Origin of the sequence: Mesorhizobium sp. LNHC209A00, from assembly GCF_000502915.1 — a bacterium.
Classification (GTDB): Bacteria; Pseudomonadota; Alphaproteobacteria; order Rhizobiales; family Rhizobiaceae; genus Mesorhizobium.
In genome coordinates this window covers 313462-331011 of record NZ_AYWT01000001.1, presented here as the reverse complement: position 1 = coordinate 331011, position 17550 = coordinate 313462, and the positions used below count along the sequence as shown (strand labels likewise).

The 17550-nt window shown below is 63.4% G+C and carries 15 protein-coding genes; 8 read left to right on the top strand and 7 right to left on the bottom strand.

The genetic code is table 11. From position 1 onward, the window contains the following. Positions 1-54: 54 nt before the first annotated feature. Complete coding sequence (locus tag X739_RS164220) at positions 55-438, bottom strand: RidA family protein (protein WP_023769817.1); 384 nt, start codon at positions 436-438, stop codon at positions 55-57. 268 nt (positions 439-706) lie between these two features. Between X739_RS164220 and X739_RS164225 the strand changes: the two genes are divergently transcribed. From X739_RS164225 to X739_RS164255, 7 genes are read left to right on the top strand one after another with little or no spacing between them, the layout of a single operon-like run. Further along, positions 707-1711: an ABC transporter substrate-binding protein gene (locus tag X739_RS164225; protein WP_015317382.1), complete on the top strand. Its 1005-nt coding sequence runs from the start codon at positions 707-709 to the stop codon at positions 1709-1711. An 11-nt stretch (positions 1712-1722) separates the two neighbouring features. Continuing rightward, positions 1723-2547: an ABC transporter ATP-binding protein gene (locus X739_RS164230; protein ID WP_023791842.1), complete on the top strand. Its 825-nt coding sequence runs from the start codon at positions 1723-1725 to the stop codon at positions 2545-2547. After that, entirely contained in the window at positions 2534-3382 is an 849-nt protein-coding gene (locus tag X739_RS164235) for an ABC transporter permease (protein ID WP_023791839.1), read from the top strand. Before X739_RS164230 ends, X739_RS164235 begins: the two co-directional genes overlap by 14 nt. 4 nt (positions 3383-3386) lie before the next feature. After that, positions 3387-4688, top strand: coding sequence for a cytosine deaminase (locus X739_RS164240; protein WP_023791836.1), 1302 nt, complete (start codon positions 3387-3389; stop codon positions 4686-4688). After that, positions 4688-6091, top strand: a complete 1404-nt coding sequence (locus tag X739_RS164245) for an FAD-binding oxidoreductase (RefSeq protein WP_031251915.1) — start codon at positions 4688-4690, stop codon at positions 6089-6091. Before X739_RS164240 ends, X739_RS164245 begins: the two co-directional genes overlap by 1 nt. Then, positions 6091-6672, top strand: coding sequence for an NAD(P)H-dependent oxidoreductase (locus X739_RS164250; protein ID WP_023791830.1), 582 nt, complete (start codon positions 6091-6093; stop codon positions 6670-6672). Before X739_RS164245 ends, X739_RS164250 begins: the two co-directional genes overlap by 1 nt. Next, the gene (locus X739_RS164255) at positions 6672-7259 is read left to right on the top strand and encodes an NAD(P)H-dependent oxidoreductase (protein ID WP_023769823.1); all 588 of its coding nucleotides are present in this window, start codon (positions 6672-6674) and stop codon (positions 7257-7259) included. Before X739_RS164250 ends, X739_RS164255 begins: the two co-directional genes overlap by 1 nt. A 158-nt stretch (positions 7260-7417) precedes the next feature. Here X739_RS164255 and X739_RS164260 read toward each other — a convergent pair whose 3' ends face one another. From X739_RS164260 to X739_RS164280, 5 genes are all read right to left on the bottom strand, one after another. Further along, the gene (locus X739_RS164260) at positions 7418-9892 is read right to left on the bottom strand and encodes an FAD-dependent oxidoreductase (RefSeq protein WP_023791827.1); all 2475 of its coding nucleotides are present in this window, start codon (positions 9890-9892) and stop codon (positions 7418-7420) included. Next, complete coding sequence (locus X739_RS164265; RefSeq protein ID WP_023769825.1) at positions 9889-11070, bottom strand: pyridoxal phosphate-dependent aminotransferase; 1182 nt, start codon at positions 11068-11070, stop codon at positions 9889-9891. The genes X739_RS164260 and X739_RS164265 overlap by 4 nt, the downstream gene beginning before the upstream one ends. Beyond that, a complete protein-coding gene (locus tag X739_RS164270; RefSeq protein WP_023791823.1) occupies positions 11063-11968 on the bottom strand; it encodes a homocysteine S-methyltransferase family protein in 906 nt (301 codons plus the stop codon). The genes X739_RS164265 and X739_RS164270 overlap by 8 nt, the downstream gene beginning before the upstream one ends. Then, positions 11965-14418, bottom strand: coding sequence for an FAD-dependent oxidoreductase (locus X739_RS164275; protein ID WP_023769827.1), 2454 nt, complete (start codon positions 14416-14418; stop codon positions 11965-11967). The genes X739_RS164270 and X739_RS164275 overlap by 4 nt, the downstream gene beginning before the upstream one ends. Positions 14419-14510: 92 nt before the next feature. Further along, the gene (locus X739_RS164280; protein WP_224682457.1) at positions 14511-15107 is read right to left on the bottom strand and encodes an XRE family transcriptional regulator; all 597 of its coding nucleotides are present in this window, start codon (positions 15105-15107) and stop codon (positions 14511-14513) included. A gap of 171 nt (positions 15108-15278) precedes the next feature. Here X739_RS164280 and X739_RS164285 point away from each other — a divergent pair, with 171 nt between their 5' ends. Continuing rightward, positions 15279-15983, top strand: coding sequence for a nitroreductase (locus tag X739_RS164285; protein WP_023791818.1), 705 nt, complete (start codon positions 15279-15281; stop codon positions 15981-15983). Positions 15984-16004: 21 nt separating this feature from the next. Here X739_RS164285 and X739_RS164290 read toward each other — a convergent pair whose 3' ends face one another. Next, the gene (locus X739_RS164290) at positions 16005-17447 is read right to left on the bottom strand and encodes an MFS transporter (protein WP_023769830.1); all 1443 of its coding nucleotides are present in this window, start codon (positions 17445-17447) and stop codon (positions 16005-16007) included. Positions 17448-17550 lie beyond the last annotated feature (103 nt).

Below are 17550 nucleotides of genomic sequence, written 5' to 3'. Positions count from 1 at the left end.
TCACGCCTCTTCAATGAGCAGGTCAGACCTAGCGCGGTGCGGCCGGCCTGTCGATCACCCGGCCGCGATGGCCTCGACCTCGACCTTGAATTCGGGCCGGGCAAAGCCGGAAACGATCATCAGCGTCGAGGCTGGCGCCGGGCTGGAAAACAGCCGGTCGCGGACCTCCATGTAGGGCCGCAGATGGCTGCGGTCGGTGACATAGGCGTTGATGCGAACGATGTCGCCAAGCCCCAGCCCGGCTTCGCCCAGAACCGCCGCGATGTTCCTGAAGCAGAGTTCGGCCTGCGCGCCGGCGTCTTCCGGTATCTGGTCGTCCGCCGTGATGGCGACCTGGCCCGAGCACAGCACCAGCCGCTTGCCGGCCGGCACCTCGACGCCGTGGCTGTAGCGGGCAAAGGGCGGCTTGATCGACTTAGGGGTGAGGAACTTGAACATGGCGATCTCCTGGATATCGCCAGCCTAAGGCCGGAGGCATTCCACCATCAAGATGGTGGTGCATGTCGCCCGTGCGATTGTGGACAGGCGTTCAAAAAATAGGCACGATGCGCTTCGGTGCAGCACGACCTTTCCGGCTTTCGCAGATGGCTGTGGTGCAGGCGGGCGGGTCCCGGCGCGTGACGCCGGTGGCATGTGTCTTGCTTCTTGAATCTTTGGTGTCAAGCACGGCGCGCAACGCGCCGGTGCAAATAAAGGGCGGTGGTCAATGTACGTGAAACAGAAGATTTCGGCCGCGGTGGTGGCACTGCTTGCGGCCAGCACGCTGGGCGCGGCGGCGAATGAAAAAGTCACTTTCGGCACCAACTGGCTCGCCGAGCCGGAACATGGCGGCTATTACCAGGCCGTGGCCGATGGCACCTACGCCGCCTGCGGTCTCGACGTCACCATCATGCAGGGCGGCCCGCAGGTCAGCGGCCGGCCGATGCTGCTCGCCGGCAAGATAGATTTCTACATGGGCGGCAATTTGCTGTCGGCCTTCGACGCCGTCCAGCAAGGCATTCCGATGCGTGTGGTGGCAGCCGACTTCCAGAAGGACCCGCAGGTCATCATGTCCCACCCTGGCGAGGGGCTCGACAAATGGGAAGACCTGAAGAACGCCGAGCAATACATACTGGGCGACGAAGGTGTGCAGACCTTCTTCCAGTGGATGGTCATAGAGCTCGGTTTCGACGCTTCAAAGCGCGTGCCCTACACCTACAACACCGCGCCTTTCCTCGCCAACAAGAAGTCGATCCAGCAGGGCTACGTCACCTCGGAGCCGTTCGCGGTCAAGAAGGAAGGCGGCTTCGTGCCGAACCAGTTCCTGCTCGCCGACTATGGCTGGGACACCTATTCGACCACGATCGAGGTGATGCAGGAGACGATCGACAAGAAGCCTGAGGTGGTCCAGTGCTTCGTCGATGGCTCGGCCAAGGGCTGGTACAAATACCTCTACGGTGACAACAAGGCCGCTAACGACATGATCAAGAAAGACAATCCTGACATGAGCGACGAGCAGATCGCCTTCTCGATCGAGCAGATGAAGAAGTTCGGCCTGGCCGATTCCGGCGACACCGAGAAGCTCGGCATCGGCGCCATGAAGGAAGAACGTATCAAGAGCTTCTACGACAAGATGGTCAAGGCCAAGGTCACGCCAGAAGGCATCGACATCACGAAAGCCTACACGCTGGCCTTCATCAACAAGGGTGTCGGGCTCGAGCTGAAGAAATAGGCCGGCCCGGCATGATGCGCGAACAGGTGGCGCAAGCGCCAGCCTCGGGCATGGCTCCGAGCTTGCTGGCGCTGCGTGGCGTCGGCAAGGTCTTTTCCAATGGCGTGACGGCGCTTAGCGATGTCGACCTGACGATCCGGGAAGGTGATTTCCTCAGCCTGCTCGGACCGTCGGGCTGCGGCAAGTCGACGGCGCTGCGGCTGATTGCCGGCCTGTCCACGCCGACATCCGGCGTGCTCGACTGGCGCGGCGGCGGTTCGCTCGACCGCGCCAATATCGGCTTCGTCTTCCAGGAGCCGACGCTGCTGCCCTGGGCCAGCGTCTTCGACAATGTCTGGCTGCCGCTCAGGCTGAAAGGCATCTCCCGCGCCAAAGCCGCCCCGGCGATAACGGAGATGCTGGCGCGGGTGCACCTCACCGGCTTCGAGGACGCCGTGCCGCGCGAACTCTCCGGCGGCATGAAGATGCGCGTCTCGATCGCGCGCGCCATGGTGACCAAGCCACGCGTGCTGTTGATGGACGAGCCGTTCGCGGCACTCGACGAGATCACCCGCTTCAAACTCAACAACGACCTGCTGGAACTGTGGCAAGACGAACGCTTCACCGTCGTCTTCGTCACTCACAGTGTGTTCGAAAGCGTGTTTCTCTCCAACCGCGTCGTGGTCATGGCGGCTCGGCCGGGCAGGGTGTTCGACGAACTCGCGATCGAGGCCTCCTACCCGCGCGATGAGGCGTTTCGCACCTCGCCTGACTATGCGGCCCTTTGCCGGCAAGCCTCGGATGTGTTGGTCAATGCCATCAATTCAACAGTGGGCTCGCATCATGACAGCCATTGACGGCACGTTGAAACTCGACCCCGAGGAAGCGCGCCGTGTGCGCCAGGAGCGGCTTGAGCGGATCGGCCGCTGGGTTCTGCCGCTGGCGATCATGATCCTGGCGATCTGGCTGTGGGACCGCATCTGCGTGTGGAACGAGATCCCGCAATACATCCTGCCGCGCCCCGGCGTTGTGCTGAGGACGCTCTACAACGATGCCGGCCTGCTGTTTTCCGCACTGCTGGTCACCTTGCGCATCACCTTCCTCAGCCTGCTGCTGGCGGTTGTCGGTGGCGTCGGCCTGGCGGTCTTGTTCGCCCAGTCGAAGTGGGTGGAGATGTCGTTCTTCCCCTTCGCCATCGTGCTGCAGGTTACACCGATCGTGGCGATCTTTCCGCTGATCAACATCTATGTCGACAATCAGATGACCAAGCTCCTGCTCTGCGCCTGGATCGTCGCCTTCTTCCCGATCCTGTCCAACACCACGCTCGGCCTCAACTCGGTCGACCGCAATTTGCGCGACCTGTTCAAACTCAACGGCGCGACGCGCTGGCAGCAGTTGCGCTATCTCAGACTGCCGGCGGCGATGCCGTATTTCCTCGGCGGGCTGAAGATCGCCGGCGGCCTGTCGCTGATCGGCGCCGTGGTGGCCGAGTTCGTCGCCGGCGCCACTGGCCAGTCGTCCGGGCTTGCCTCGCGCATCATCGAAGCGGGTTACCGGCTCAACGCGCCAAGGCTGTTCGCGGCGCTGTTCCTGATCTCGCTCACCGGCATCCTGATCTTCCTCGTGCTGTCGCTGATTTCGCATCTCATTTTGCGGCGCTGGCACGAGAGCGCGCTGAAGCAGGAGCGTTAGGCCTTTGATTCCCAACGCAGGTTCATACCGGCTCGCCAACGCCCGGCTTCACGCGTCCCTGACACCAGGGCTCGCCGCGACCTATGACAGCGACGGCTTTGCGCTTGCCGATATCGCTGTCGCAGATGGCAGGATTTCCGCCATCGCAGCGCACGATCGTGCAGCCATATCCAGCGGTGCCGTCGATCTCGCCGGCCGTATCGTGCTGCCCTGCTTCCTCGATTGCCACACGCATATCGACAAAGGGCATATCTGGCCGCGAAAACCCAATCCTGATGGCACCTTCATGGGCGCGCTCAATGCCGCCGGCGCCGACCGCATGGCCCGCTGGACCGCCGAGGATGTGGCGCGCCGCATGGATTTCTCGCTGCGCTCGGCCTACGCGCATGGCACCAGGGCGCTTAGAACTCATATCGATAGCGTCGCGCCGCAGGAGGAAATCTCCTGGCCTGTGTTCGAGATGACGCGCGACGCATGGCGTGGCCGCATCGAATTGCAGGGTGCCTGCCTGCTCGGCATCGAGGGCGTGCGCGACACGAAATGGTTCGACGGGCTGGCCAAACGCGTGACCGCCGCCAAGGGCGTGCTTGGCGTCGTCACCTACATGGTGCCGGACCTGGAAGAGCTGCTCGATCATGTCTTCGCGCAAGCGATCAAGCACGGGCTCGACCTCGATTTTCACGCCGACGAGACCGACGACATCGCCGCAATTTCGCTGAAGAAAATCGCCGAGGCGGCGCTGTGGAACGGCTTCGAGGGCAACATCCTAGTCGGCCATTGCTGCTCGCTGGCGCGTCAGCCCGATCTCGAGGTGCTGGACACGCTGGACAAGGTGGCGAAGGCCGGGCTGGCAATCGTGTCGCTGCCGATGTGTAATCTCTATTTGCAGGACCGTCGCGCTGACCAAACCACACCGCGCTGGCGTGGCGTGACGCTGCTGCATGAGATGAAGGCGAGGGGCGTTCCCGTGGCCGTCGCTTCGGACAACACGCGCGATCCCTTCTATGCCTATGGCGATCTCGACATGCTGGAGGTCTACCGCATGGCAACGCGCACCCTGCATTTCGATCATCCGGTCGGCGACTGGCCGCAGGCGGTCACCGCGACGCCGGCCCAGGTGATGCGGCTCGATGGCTTCGGCACGCTCGCCGCCGGAGGCGATGCCGACTTCGTGCTGTTCAAAGGTAGAAGCTGGACGGAATTGCTGTCGCGCCCCGAATCGGATCGCATCGTCGTGCGTGCGGGGCGAGCGATAGATCGGCAATTGCCCGACTATGCCGAACTCGACGGACTGATGGTGGAATGATGGATCTTTCGGCACTCAAACGTGATCTCGACGGGATAAAACTCGACGACAATCCAGCCATCGTCCAGCAGAAGAGCCGCGACTTCTACTGGTACAGTCCGGTGCTGAAACAACAGCTCGACCATGTCACCGGCGACCTCATCGTGACGCCCAGGAACGAGGCCGAACTGATCCGCGTGCTTGCCGCCTGTCATCGCCATGGCGTGCCGGTGACGCCGCGCGGCAGCGGCACCGGCAATTATGGCCAGGCAATGCCGCTTTCGGGCGGTGTGGTCCTTAATCTCGCCGAGATGAACGAGATCAAGTCGATCGCGCCGGGGCGCGTGGTGACCGGGCCGGGCGCGGTCCTGGCCGACATCGACAAGGCGACGCGCGCGCATTCCGGGCAGGAGCTGCGGCTATCGCCCTCCACCTACAACACCGCCTCGATCGGCGGTTTCATCGCTGGCGGCTCAGGCGGCGTCGGCTCGATCAATTTCGGCGGATTGCGTGATTTCGGCAATGTGCTGCGCCTGCGTGTGGTGACGATGGAGGCCGAGCCGAGGGTGCTCGAACTCACCGGCGAGGACCTGCACAAGGTGACCCATGCCTATGGCACCAATGGCATCATCTCCGAGGTCGAGATGCCGCTGACGGCGGCCTATGACTGGATCGACGTCATCGTCGGCTTCGACCAATTCATGGATGCGGCGCACTATGGCAATGCGCTGGCCTGCCAGGACGGCATCCTGACCAAGCTGATCACGCCGATATCAGCACCCGTGCCTCAGCTTTATTTCAAGCGGCACCAGAAATTCTTCAGGGAAGGTCAAAGCATCTGCGTCGTCATGGTGGCGCAACATGGGCTAGATGCTTTTCTGGCCTTTACGCGCCGCGCCGGGGGTGAGGTGATCTACAACGCCACCACGGCGACGCCGGAGGAGAAAAAGGGCCTGCCGCCAACCTATGAACTGGCCTGGAATCACACGACGCTCCGGGCGCTGCGCGTCGACCCCGCCATCACCTACCTGCAGTCGCTCTATCCCTTTCCCAACCAGCTGGCGCTGGTCGAGAAAATGGATGGGATGTTTCCCGGCGAAGTGTTCTCGCATCTCGAATTCGTGCGGCTGGATGGCAACATCACCTGCTTCGGCCTGCCGCTGGTCAAGTTCACCACCGAGGCGCGGCTTAACGAGATCATCCGCCTGCATGAGGAAAATGGCTGCCCGATCTTCAACCCGCACCGCTATACGCTGGAAGAGGGCGGCATGAAGCAGACCGACGCGGTGCAACTCGCCTTCAAGCGCGAGACCGACCCGCAAGGCCTGCTAAACCCCGGCAAGATGATCGCCTGGGAAAACCCGGACTATGACTACCGTTCGGGCCGGACGTTCCTGTTCAAGGGACTGCAAAAGGCAGGGTAATGAACATCCTCGTCCTCTATGCCCATCCGGTCGAGACCAGCTTCAATGCCGGCCTGCACCGGATGATCGTCGAGCGGCTCACGATGGCTGGCCATTCGGTCGATGACTGCGATCTCTACGCCGAGGATTTCGAACCGCGGCTCACCCGCCAGGAACGGCTGGACTATCACAATCCGCGCGGCTCCGCCGACCCTGCGGCACCCTATGTCGAGCGCCTGTTGCGGGCCGATGCGCTGGTGCTTTCCTATCCAGTCTGGAATTACGGCTTTCCCGCAATCCTGAAAGGGTTCTTTGATCGCGTCTTCCTGCCGGACGTGTCGTTCAAGCTGGTCGACGGCAAGGTGCAGCCGTCGCTGCACAACATAAGAAAGGTCGCGGCGGTCACCTCCTATGGCGGCAGCCGGTTCCGCGCCTTTCTGATGGGGGATCCGCCGCGAAAACTGATCAAGCGCATGCTGCGCGCCACGGTCAAGCCGGGCGCGCCGGTGACCTACCTCGCGCATTATTCAATGAACCTGTCGACCGATGAAACCCGGAAGTCCTTCACGGCGAAGGTCGCGGCCAGCATGGATGCATTCTGATGCGTGCGCTTGTCGTCTATTGCCATCCGGTGCCGGAGAGCTTCTGCGCTGCCATTCGCGACACCGCCGTGGATGTGCTGACGCGGCGAGGCTGGGACGTGCGGCTGCTCGATCTCTATGCCGAAAAGTTCGATCCGGTGATGAGTTGCGAGGAGCGGCGTACCTACAACAGTCAGGCGCCGCAGGATCCGGCGCTGAAACCGCATTTCGAACTGCTCAACTGGGCCGAAGCGATCCTGTTCGTCTACCCGACCTGGTGGTACGGGCTGCCGGCGATGCTGAAGGGCTGGCTCGACCGGGTGTGGGCGACCGATGTCGCCTTCAAGCTGCCGGCGGGCAAGGGAGGGATCAAGTCGCTGATGACGCATGTTACCAAGGTCGGCGTCATCACCACTTGCGGTGCACCGACCTGGTGGAGCGTCGTCGTCGGCCAGCCCGGGCGAAAGACCTTGTTGCGCGGCATGCGGGCCCTGTGCGCCAGGCGCTGCAAGACGTTCTTCCTGGCGCATTACTTGATGGACGCCTCGACGCCGCGGACGCGAGCGGCGTTTCTGGTCAAGGTGCGGGCGAAGCTGGAGCGGTTTTGAGCAATTAGCGCCCTTGTCCGTTTACGGGGAGAAGATGCGGGCAGGCAGATGAGGGGCAGCGTCAGCGTTTGCCTCAGTTCGAGACGTTCGCGCCGCCCCTCATCCGGCCCTTCGGGCCACCTTCTGCCCGTGAACGGGGAGAAGGAAGAGGCGCCGCGCTACATCTTCGTCCGTTCCGACCTCGGATCGTACATCGGTTTCACCGATGCCTCAGCCGCAAACCGTTCGCCGGCGATCTCGATTTCATAAGTCGAGGCGAGCACATCCGCCTCGCTCTGCCCTTGGCACGGCACATAGCCCAGCCCGATCGCTCCGCCGAGATGGTGGCCGTAATTGCCCGAAGTGATCGGACCGATGATCTTGCCATCGCGCAGGATCGCCTCGTTGTGGAAGAGCAGGGGCTGCGGGTCCTTGAGGCGGAACTGGACCAGGCGGCGGTTCAATCCGGCCTCCTTCTTCTTCAGCACGGCATCTCGGCCGATGAAATCGCCCTTGGCCGTCTTCACCGCGAAGCCGAGGCCCGCCTCCAGCACATTGTCCTCGTCGGTGATGTCGTGGCCGAAATGGCGGAAAGCCTTTTCGATGCGGCAGGAATCCAGCGTGTGCAGTCCGCAGAGTTTGAGGCCGACATCGGCGCCGGCCTCGTCGATCGCCTCGAAGACGTGGGCGGCCTGTTCGGTCGAGATGTAAAGCTCCCAGCCGAGTTCGCCGACATAGGTGACGCGATGCGCCCGGGCGAGGCCCATGCCGATTTCGATCTCCTGGAACGTGCCGAAGGGATTGTTCTCGTTGGAGAAGTCGTTGGGGCTGACCTTCTGGATCAGTTTTCGCGCATCCGGGCCCATCACGCAGAGCACGCTTTCAGCGGCGGTTACGTCCGTGATGACGACGAACTGGTCGCCGACGTGCCGGCGCAGCCAAGCGAGGTCGCGCTGCAGCGTGGCGCCCGGCACGACGAGGAAATAAGCCGTATCCGAAAGCCGCGACACGGTGAGGTCGCTCTCGATGCCGCCGCGCTGGTTGAGCATCTGCGTGTAGACGATCTTGCCCGGCGCGACATCCATGTCGTTGGCGCAGAGCCTTTGCAGGAAGGTACAGGCGTCGCGCCCCTCGACGCGGATCTTGCCGAACGACGTCATGTCGAACAGACCGACCTTGTTGCGGACCGCCAGATGCTCCTCGCGCTGGTTGTCGAACCAGTTCTGCCGCTTCCAGGAATAGCGATATTCGCGCTCCTGGCCTTCGCGGGCGAACCAGTTGGCACGCTCCCAGCCGGCGACTTCGCCGAACACTGCGCCGCGCGCCTTCAGATGCTCGTGCAGGGGCGAGCGGCGGACGCCACGCGAGGTTGCCATCTGGCGATAGGGGAAATGGTCGGCATAAAGCAGGCCGAGCGTTTCGGAGACGCGTTCCTTGAGATAGCGGCGGTTCTTCTGGAACGGCTGAGTGCGGCGGATGTCGACTTCCCACAGGTCGAACGGGGCTTCGCCATCGTTGATCCACTGCGCCAGCGCCATGCCGGCGCCGCCCGACGAGACGATGCCGATCGAATTGTAACCGGTCGCCATCCAATAGCCGCGCAACTCCGGCGCCTCGCCGAGATAGTAGCGATCGTCAGGGGTGAAACTTTCAGGGCCGTTGAAGAAAGTGTGGATGCCGGCCGTCGCCAGCATCGGCATGCGGCTAACGCCCATTTCGAGGATCGGTTCGAAATGGTCCATGTCCTCCGGCAACTGGTCGAAGCAGAAATCCTCGCGGATGCCGCCCATGCCCCATGGCTTGGCTACTGGCTCGAAAGCGCCGAGCATCATCTTGCCGGCGTCTTCCTTGTAGTAGGCGCACTCGTCCGGCACGCGCAGCACAGGCAGGCGGCCAAGGCCGGGGATCGGCTCGGTGACCAAATAAAAGTGCTCGCAGGCGTGCAGCGGGATGTTCACGCCGTTCTGGGCGCCGAGGTCGCGCGCCCACATGCCGGCGCAGTTGATGACGATGTCGGTCTCGATCGTGCCCTGGCCTTCGCCTTGCGCCCAGGACACGCCGGAGACGCGGCCGTTTTTAGTATGGACCTTGGTGACCTTCACATTCTCGGCGATGGTGGCGCCGCGTTGGCGGGCACCCTTGGCCAGCGCCATGGCGATGTTGGCCGGGTCGCACTGGCCGTCGAGCGGCAGATGCACGGCGCCGACCACGTCCGAGACGTTGAGATGCGGGTACATCTCCTTGACTTCACTGGGAGAAATCTCGCGCACATCGACGTCGAAGGCGCGAGCGAGCGATGCCTGCCGGTAGATCNGGTAGATCTCGTGCTTGCGCTCTTCCGTCAGCGCCACGGTGATCGAGCCGACCTGGCGCATGCCGGTGCCGACCTCGGTCTCGGCTTCCAGCTTGACGTAGAGATCGGCCGAATATTTCGCCAGCCGGGTCATGTTCTGCGAGCCGCGCAACTGGCCGATCAGCCCGGCGGCGTGCCATGTCGTGCCCGAGGTCAGCTGCTTGCGCTCCAGAAGCACGATGTCGGTCCAGCCAAGCTTGGCCAGGTGGTAGGCCACCGAGCAGCCGGAGACGCCGCCGCCGATGATGACGGCCCTTGCCTTGGCGGGAATGGCTTTCGTGGGAAGGCTCCTGGCGGTCATGCGGCCTCACGACGGTAGCTGGAAACGAAACGGCGCAGCCGGGCGGCTGCTTCCCTGAGCACGGGTTCGGGCTGGCACAGGCTGATTCTGATATGGCCGGCGGCGGCTTCGCCGAAGCTCGAGCCCGGCATGACGCCGACCTTCTCCTTGTCGAGGAAGGCGAAGGCGAACTTCTCGTCGTCGGGTTCGACATCAGATATGTCGAGCATGACATACATGCCGCCTTCGGAACCGCGCACGGTGACATCGTTCATGCCGCGTACCGCATCGAGCAGGACGGTGCGGCGTGCCGCGTAGCGTTCGGCGATGTCCTTGACGCCATAGTGCTGCTCCAGCGCCTCGGTGCAAGCGATCGAGATGAAGGCCGGCAGGCCATAGGTCGTCACCAGGTTGAGATTGATCAGCAGCGTGATCATTTTTTCCGGACCGGTCAGCCAGCCCATGCGCCAGCCGGTCATGCCGTGGCTCTTGGACATCGAATTGATCACCAGCGTGCGCTCGGCCATACCGGGCAGCGAGCGCGGCGAGACATGCTCGCCGCCGCCCAGCGTCCAATAGACCTCATCGGACAGCAGCCAGAGATCGTGCTCACGGCAGATTTCGGCCAGCTGTTCCAGCGGCTCGCGCGAATAGACGGCACCGGTCGGGTTGTTCGGTGTGTTGATCAGTATGGCGCGCGTGTTGGGCTTGATTGCCGCACGGATCATGTCCGCGCGCGGTTGGAACCCATCCTCGGCCGGTGTTTCGACGACGGTGAAACTGGCACCGGCGGCACTGAAGGTGTTGGGATAGGTAGCATAGTAGGGGGCAACCACGATGGCGTGGTCGCCCGGGTCGAGAACGGCCTGCACGGCCGCGTAAAGTGATGCTTGGCCGCCGGGCGTGGCGATGACTTCTTCCGGCGTCGTCTCGACACCGGTGCAGGCGCTGGAGGCCGCCGCCATCGCCTTGCGCAGGCGCGGCAGACCGGGCAGCGGCGTGTAGTGATGGTTGCTGCCGCGAACCGCCGCAACGCAGGCTTCGATCGTCTCCGACGGCGTGTCGAAATCGTGGTCGCCGACCGACAGCATGATAATGTCCTCGCCGGCTTCCTTGCGGGCCCAGGCGGCGAAATGAACTTCCCAGCCGTCCTTGCCCGATGGCACGATGCCGGTGATGCGCGATGATGGTTTAGGCATGTGAGACTCCCGAGATCGCGTAGCCGCCCTGTTGCAGCCGGTCGCGCAAGGCGGCGATATGGGCAGGACCGACCTCGCAGCAACCGCCGACGATGTCCGCACCCGCTTCCACCCAGCCGACAGCCTGGTCGGCGTAGGCATCCGGACCGAGGTCGTGGCGGGCATGCAGTACATCCACCGTGCCGCCATGCTTGAGCGCTTCGGTGGAAGTGAAGCCATTGGCATAGGCACCGACCGGGCCGCCGAGCTCGATCAGTTCAGGCAAGGCCGCCGCGATCGCTTCGGGGCGGCAGCAGTTGAGCAGCCGCGCCGCCACCGGCAGATTCCCGAGCGCATCGGTCGCCGACGCAATCGTCTCGCCGCTACGCAAGCGCGGCGTGCCGTGATCGGCCAGCGTCCATGACACCCAGACAGGCTTGCCGCTTTCCGATGCGGCGGTGACGGCCGCGCGCGCTTCCTCCGACGACGCCATGGTCTCGCAAAGGAACAGGTCGACACCGTCCGCCTGCTCGGCGACGATGCGGCGGTAGATGTCGAGCGTGTCCTGGTAGGAGATCGTCAGCGCCGGTGCGTAGCTGCCGAAGAGCGGCGACAGGCAGCCGGCGATCGCCGCATCGCCGGCCTCGTCGCGCGCTTGCCTGGCGAGCTCGATGCCAAGCTTCTGCAATGGCTTGAACAGGTCTTCCGCGCCTTCGCGCGCCAGGCGTTCGGGGGTCGCAGAATAGGTGTTGATGGTGATGACGCGGGCGCCGGCACGGATGAATTCGGCATGCAGGCCTCGCACAAGGTCCGGTTCGTCGATCAGCACCCTGGCCGACCACAGCGGCGTCGGCTCGGACCGGCTGCGCCGCACCAACTCCTGGCCCATGCCGCCATCAGTGAGGATAACGTTCTTCATGCGCGCAGTCTTTCGTTCCTGGGATCCCACAAGGGCTCGTCCTGTTGCACGATCGCCTTGAAGCGATCGCCGAAGATCTCGACCTCAACTGATGTGCCGGGTTCGGTCAGGTCGGCGCGCAGCATGCCGAGCGCGATCGCCTTGTCGATGCGATGGCCCCAGCCCGCCGATGTCGTCTCGCCGACGATCTGGCCGTCATGCCAGAGCGTCGACATGTAAGGTGCGTCGCAGTCGCCGGGATCTTCGACGACCAGCGTGACGAAGCGTTTCTTCACGCCTTGCTGTTTTTCGTTCTGGAGGGCCACCTTGCCACGGAAATCGGGCTTTTCCCATTTGACAAAGCGCTCTAGCCCGCCCTGCAGGATCGAATAGTCGGTAGACAGATCACCCTTCCAGGTCCGGTAGCCTTTTTCGAGCCGCAGCGAATCCAGCGCGTACATGCCAAATGGCTTCAGCCCATGATTCTGCCCGGCAGCGCAGATCGCATCGAAGATCGCGGCAGTGTCGTCGACCCTGGTGTGGATTTCCCAGCCTAGCTCGCCGGCGAAGGAGACGCGGACCAGCTTGGCCCATCGCCCGGCAATCCTGGTCTCCTGATGCGTCAGCCAAGGCAAGATCAGGTCGGCGTCACAGACGTCGGCAAGGATTTTTCGCGAGTTGGGACCGGCCAGGATCTGCGTGGAGAATTCTTCCGTCCGGTCGATCAGCTTGAACGCCGCATCCCCGGGCATGTGCGATTTCAGCCATTCGAAGTCATGCCACTGTGCCACCGCCGCGGTGATCAGCGTCATGGACTCCTCGCCATGACGCACCACCGACATTTCGGTGACGATGCGGCCCTTGTCATCGGAGAAATAGACAAGGCCGATGCGGCCGGGTTTCGGCACCAGGCCGGTCACCTGCCGGCTCAGCCATTCGGCGGCACCAGGGCCCTCGAGATTGAAGCGCGAGAAGCCGGGCAGGTCGAGGATGCCGGCGGTGTCGCGGACAGCCAGGCACTCTTCGCGCACGCGCTGCTGCCAGGGACCGTCGCGACGGAAGGTCAGCGTGGCTTCCTCGGAGACGTCGTCGCCGTCCTGCGCGTACCAGGTGGCGCGTTCCCAGCCATTATAGGCGTCGAAACGGGCACCCAGCGCCTTGATCCGATCGTGGATCGGCGACAGTTTCCTGTCACGTCCTTCCGGCCAGGCATGGCGCGGGAACTGGATGGCGTATTCGTTGCCGTAGATCTCCATGCCCTTGGCCACGCAATAGTCCGGCGCGGAAGCAAAGGAGGTGAAGCGGCGCGGATCGCACGACCACATGTCCCATTCGGTCTGGCCTTGCGTCACCCATTCGGCCAGCACCTTGCCGGCACCGCCGCCCTGGGCGATGCCGAAGGTGAAGACGCAAGCCTCGAAGGCGTTGGGAACGCCGGGCATCGGCCCGATCAGCGGATTGCCGTCCGGCGCATAAGGGATCGGACCGTTGATGACCTTCGACAGGCCGGCGGTGCCGAGGATCGGCACACGGGCGACGGCGTCGGCCAGGTAATGTTCCAGCCGGTCGAGGTCGTCGGGGAAGAGCTGGAAGGAAAAATCGTCCGGCATGGGATCGTTGTGGGTGGCCCAGTGCGCGCGGCAATTGCGCTCATAGGGGCCGAGATTCATGCCAGCCTTTTCCTGGCGCAGATAATAGGAGGTATCCACGTCGCGCAGCAGCGGCAGCTTCTTGCCCTGCTCCTTCGACCAGGCGGCGAGTTCGGGGATTTCCTCGAACAAAATGTACTGGTGGCTCATCACCATCATCGGCACTTCGCGGCCGAACATCCTGCCGACTTCGGCGGCACGGTAGCCGGCAGCATTGACGACGATCTCGCAGCGGATCTCGCCTTGCGGCGTCTCGACCACCCACTCGTCCTTTTCGCGGCGCACACCTGTCACGGAGCAGAACCGGATGATTTTCGCACCCATGTCGCGCGCGCCCTTGGCCAGCGCCTGCGTCAGCTGTGCCGGGTCGATGTCGCCGTCGCTCGGATCGTACAGCGCGCCCTTCAACTCATGTGTTTCGAGGAAGGGGTAGCGGCGCTTGATTTCGTCGAGCCCGATCACGTCCATGTCCATGCCTTGGTAACGGCCCATGCCCTTGGCGCGCTGGAATTCCTGGATGCGCTCCTTCGTGTGGGCGAGCCTGAGCGAGCCGGTGACATGGTAATTCATGGGATAGTCGACGGCGTCGGCGAGGCCGCGATAGAGCTCGGTCGAATAGCGCTGCATGTTCATCAGCGACCAGGAGGAGGAGAAGGTAGGCACATTGCCGGCCGCATGCCAGGTCGAGCCGGAGGTCAGCTCATTCTTTTCCAGGAGCACGCAGTCCGTCCAGCCGGCTTTAGCCAGATGATAGAGCGACGAGGTGCCCACAACGCCGCCTCCGATGATCACCACGCGCGCCGTGCTCGGCAAACCCGCCATCTTCTTCTCCCAATCTCAAGCGCGCTGCGCCGTTATTTTTGTTTGATGCCTGTCGTTATCCCAAACCGCTGCTCAGTTTGGGCGATATGCGCTCAATAGACCGGCGGCGAAACCACCCAGATGACAACCGCCGGTTCGCTGCCCGGATTGCGCCAGCGGTAAGGCTTGCCTTCGAAGCGGAAGGAGTCGCCTTCGCCAAGCCGGTGCCAGACGCCCGCAATCTCGATGTCGAACTGCCCCGACGCGATGTATCCGGCCTCCTCGGTCGGCCGGCGGGCCTCGTTCTTCAACTCCGCGCCCGGCGCGAAGACAGACCGCACCATCTCGAAGGTACCACCGAGGTCCGGTGACAGAAGCTCCTCCACGAGGCCGGATTCGCTGGTGCCAAGCGTGCGGCGCTTGCCGGCGCGTACCACGACGCCGCGCTCGCTTTCCACGGGCACGTCATGGCTGAAGAAGAGGCTGATCGGCACGCCGAACAACTCCGCGAAGGCCCTGAGATCACTGAGCGACGGCGTCGACAGCCCGCGTTCGACCTGGCTGACCCAGCCGACCGAACGGCCGAGCTTCAGCGCGATCTCGGCCAGCGTAAGCCCGCGCACTCGGCGCAACGCTCTGATGTCGCCGGCCAGCACTCGCTCGTCAGGTCCCTGCAATGTTCGTGCGGTAGGGGAGGCCAAATCGCTCACTTCATGAAAATTTTCAAGCGAATTTCATGAGAAATGAAGCTCATGAAAAAATCAAGTAGATTTTCACCAATGCTCAAGATTTGCTTGCAGGATTTTGACGGTTCATGCAAAGCCTCCGCCGCGAGCGGCGAGTGGGGACGTCCGATCGCGAACATGGCTAAGGGACGGCCCATGCTGGAAAAGAAGGCTCGAATCGCGGTTGACGCCGAAATCGTCGACGATGCGATCATGTCGCGCCGTTCGGTGCGGGCATTTCTGCCCGACATGATCGACGACGAGACGATCCGTGACATACTGACTGTTGCGGCGCGTGCTCCTTCCGGCACCAACATGCAGCCTTGGCGGGTCTACGTTACCAAGGGCGGGACCAAGCAGCGGATCACGGATGCCATCATGAATTCCGGCATCCGTGCCGAAAAAGCCGACTGGGACGAATATCGCTATTATCCGACCCAGTTCTTCGAGCCTTACCTCACCCGCCGCCGTGCCAACGGGTTCGGCCTCTATGGCGCGCTCGGCATAGGACGTAGGGAAGTCGACAAGATGCGTGCCCAGCACGACCGCAACTTCGTCTTCTTCGACGCGCCGGTCGGCATGATCTTCACCATCGACCGCCGGCTCAACCAGGGTTCGTGGATCGACTACGGCATGTTCCTGCAAAACATCATGGTCGCGGCGCGGGGCAGGGGTCTGCATACCTGTCCGCAAGCGGCCTTCGCGCCCTATCACCGCCAGATCCGGCCGGTGCTCGGCATTCCCGACGAGGAGATCGTCGTCTGCGGCATGGCGCTCGGGTATGAAGACACATCCAAGCCCGAGAACGCCTTCCGCACCGAACGTGAGCCGCTCGAGGAATGGGTGAGGTTCAGCGAATAGGCTGCGTCCGCCGCAAGCCCGCTATTCCGTATTCATGTGCGCGCCGTGGCCACTCACATGGGCGCCGTCCTGCGGCGTCAGCTTGAGATAGGCTGATAGCGCGCAGAGCGTGATGACGCCTTCGATCACGAACAGGATCCGGAAGTCGCTGGCGACGGCAGGCCCGCCGCCGGCGAGAAACGACAGCATCGCAGCCGCCAGGCCGACGCTGATGGCGACCGCCAGTTGCCACAGGATATAGTAGAGCGCGCTGAAACGGGCGAGCTGTTCCGGCGCGATGTCGGAATAGGCGAGGTTGCCGGTTGAGGCCCATTGCACCGAGCGGAAGACGCCGAAGACGAAGATGTAGGTGAGCGTGATCCAGACCGGGGTTGTTGCCTGCACCAAGGCGAAGCCCGCGACCATGGCGGCAACCACGGGCGTGTTGAAGACCAGCACGCGGCGAAAACCGAAACGGTTGAGGAGGCGTGGCATGAAGACACGCATACCCACCGAACCGACCGCCGCCACGAAGGTCAGCGATCCCGCCTGCACCGCGCTCATGCCGAAGCCGAGCTGGAACATCAGCGGCAGCAGGAAGACGACGGAGCTGAGGCCGATCGTGTCCAGGCCGCCGCCGGTAAGAAACGAGATGCGGAAGGTGCGGATGCGCAGGAGCTTGAGATCGAGCAGCGGATTGCGCACGCGCAGGCAGTAGAAGGAGGCTGCCGTCAGGATGATGAGCGCCAGCGCAAGCTCGGCCGCGATCATGCCGCCGGCGGCGTCTTTCGACGCCAGCGAGTCCATGCCGAAGACCAGCAGCAGCATGCCGCTGCCGACCAGCGCAAAGCCTTGAAAATCGAACCGCGTGCGCACCGGCTTGGTCATCGTCGGGAACAGCGAGGCGGCAAGGATCGCGGCCGCGAGCGCGAACGGCACGTTGATGAAGAAGATCCAGCGCCAGGAGATGTAGGTAGTCAGCGCGCCGCCGACGAGCGGACCGACCAGCGGTCCGGACTGGCCGGCCAGCGATATGTACATGTTGATCTTCAAGGTCCGGCTGCGCGGGAAGGTCGACAGGATTACGACCTGGCCAAGCGTTCCCATCAGCGCGCCGCCGAAGCCCTGCAGCGCGCGGGCGCCGACCAGCATCCAGAGGTCGTTCGAGAGCCCGCACATGGCCGAAGCAGCGGCAAACACCAGCAAGGCAAAGCAATAGACGTTGCGCAGCCCGAAACGGTCGGCCGCCCAGCCGCCGAGCGGCATCGAGATGATCAGGCTGGCGACGTAGACGGTGATCAGCAGGCCGAGCTGGCTAGGCGGACGGCCAAGGCTTTGGCCGATGCCCGGCAGCGCCGTCACCACGACGTTCTGGTCGAGGCTGGTCATGAACACGCCGCAGGCGACTGTCAGTGGCAACAGGAGCAAGGCTCTGGCCGGCACATCGGCGCGATCGGTAGCGCCGGCGGATAGTTCAGCGGTCATGGGGATGTTCGAACCAAATATGCCGACTCTGAGAGGGGATTTTCATACCCCTTTGGACCGGTTGGGCGGCCACCTTTTCTATCATGGGCGCGCTCGGCAGGAT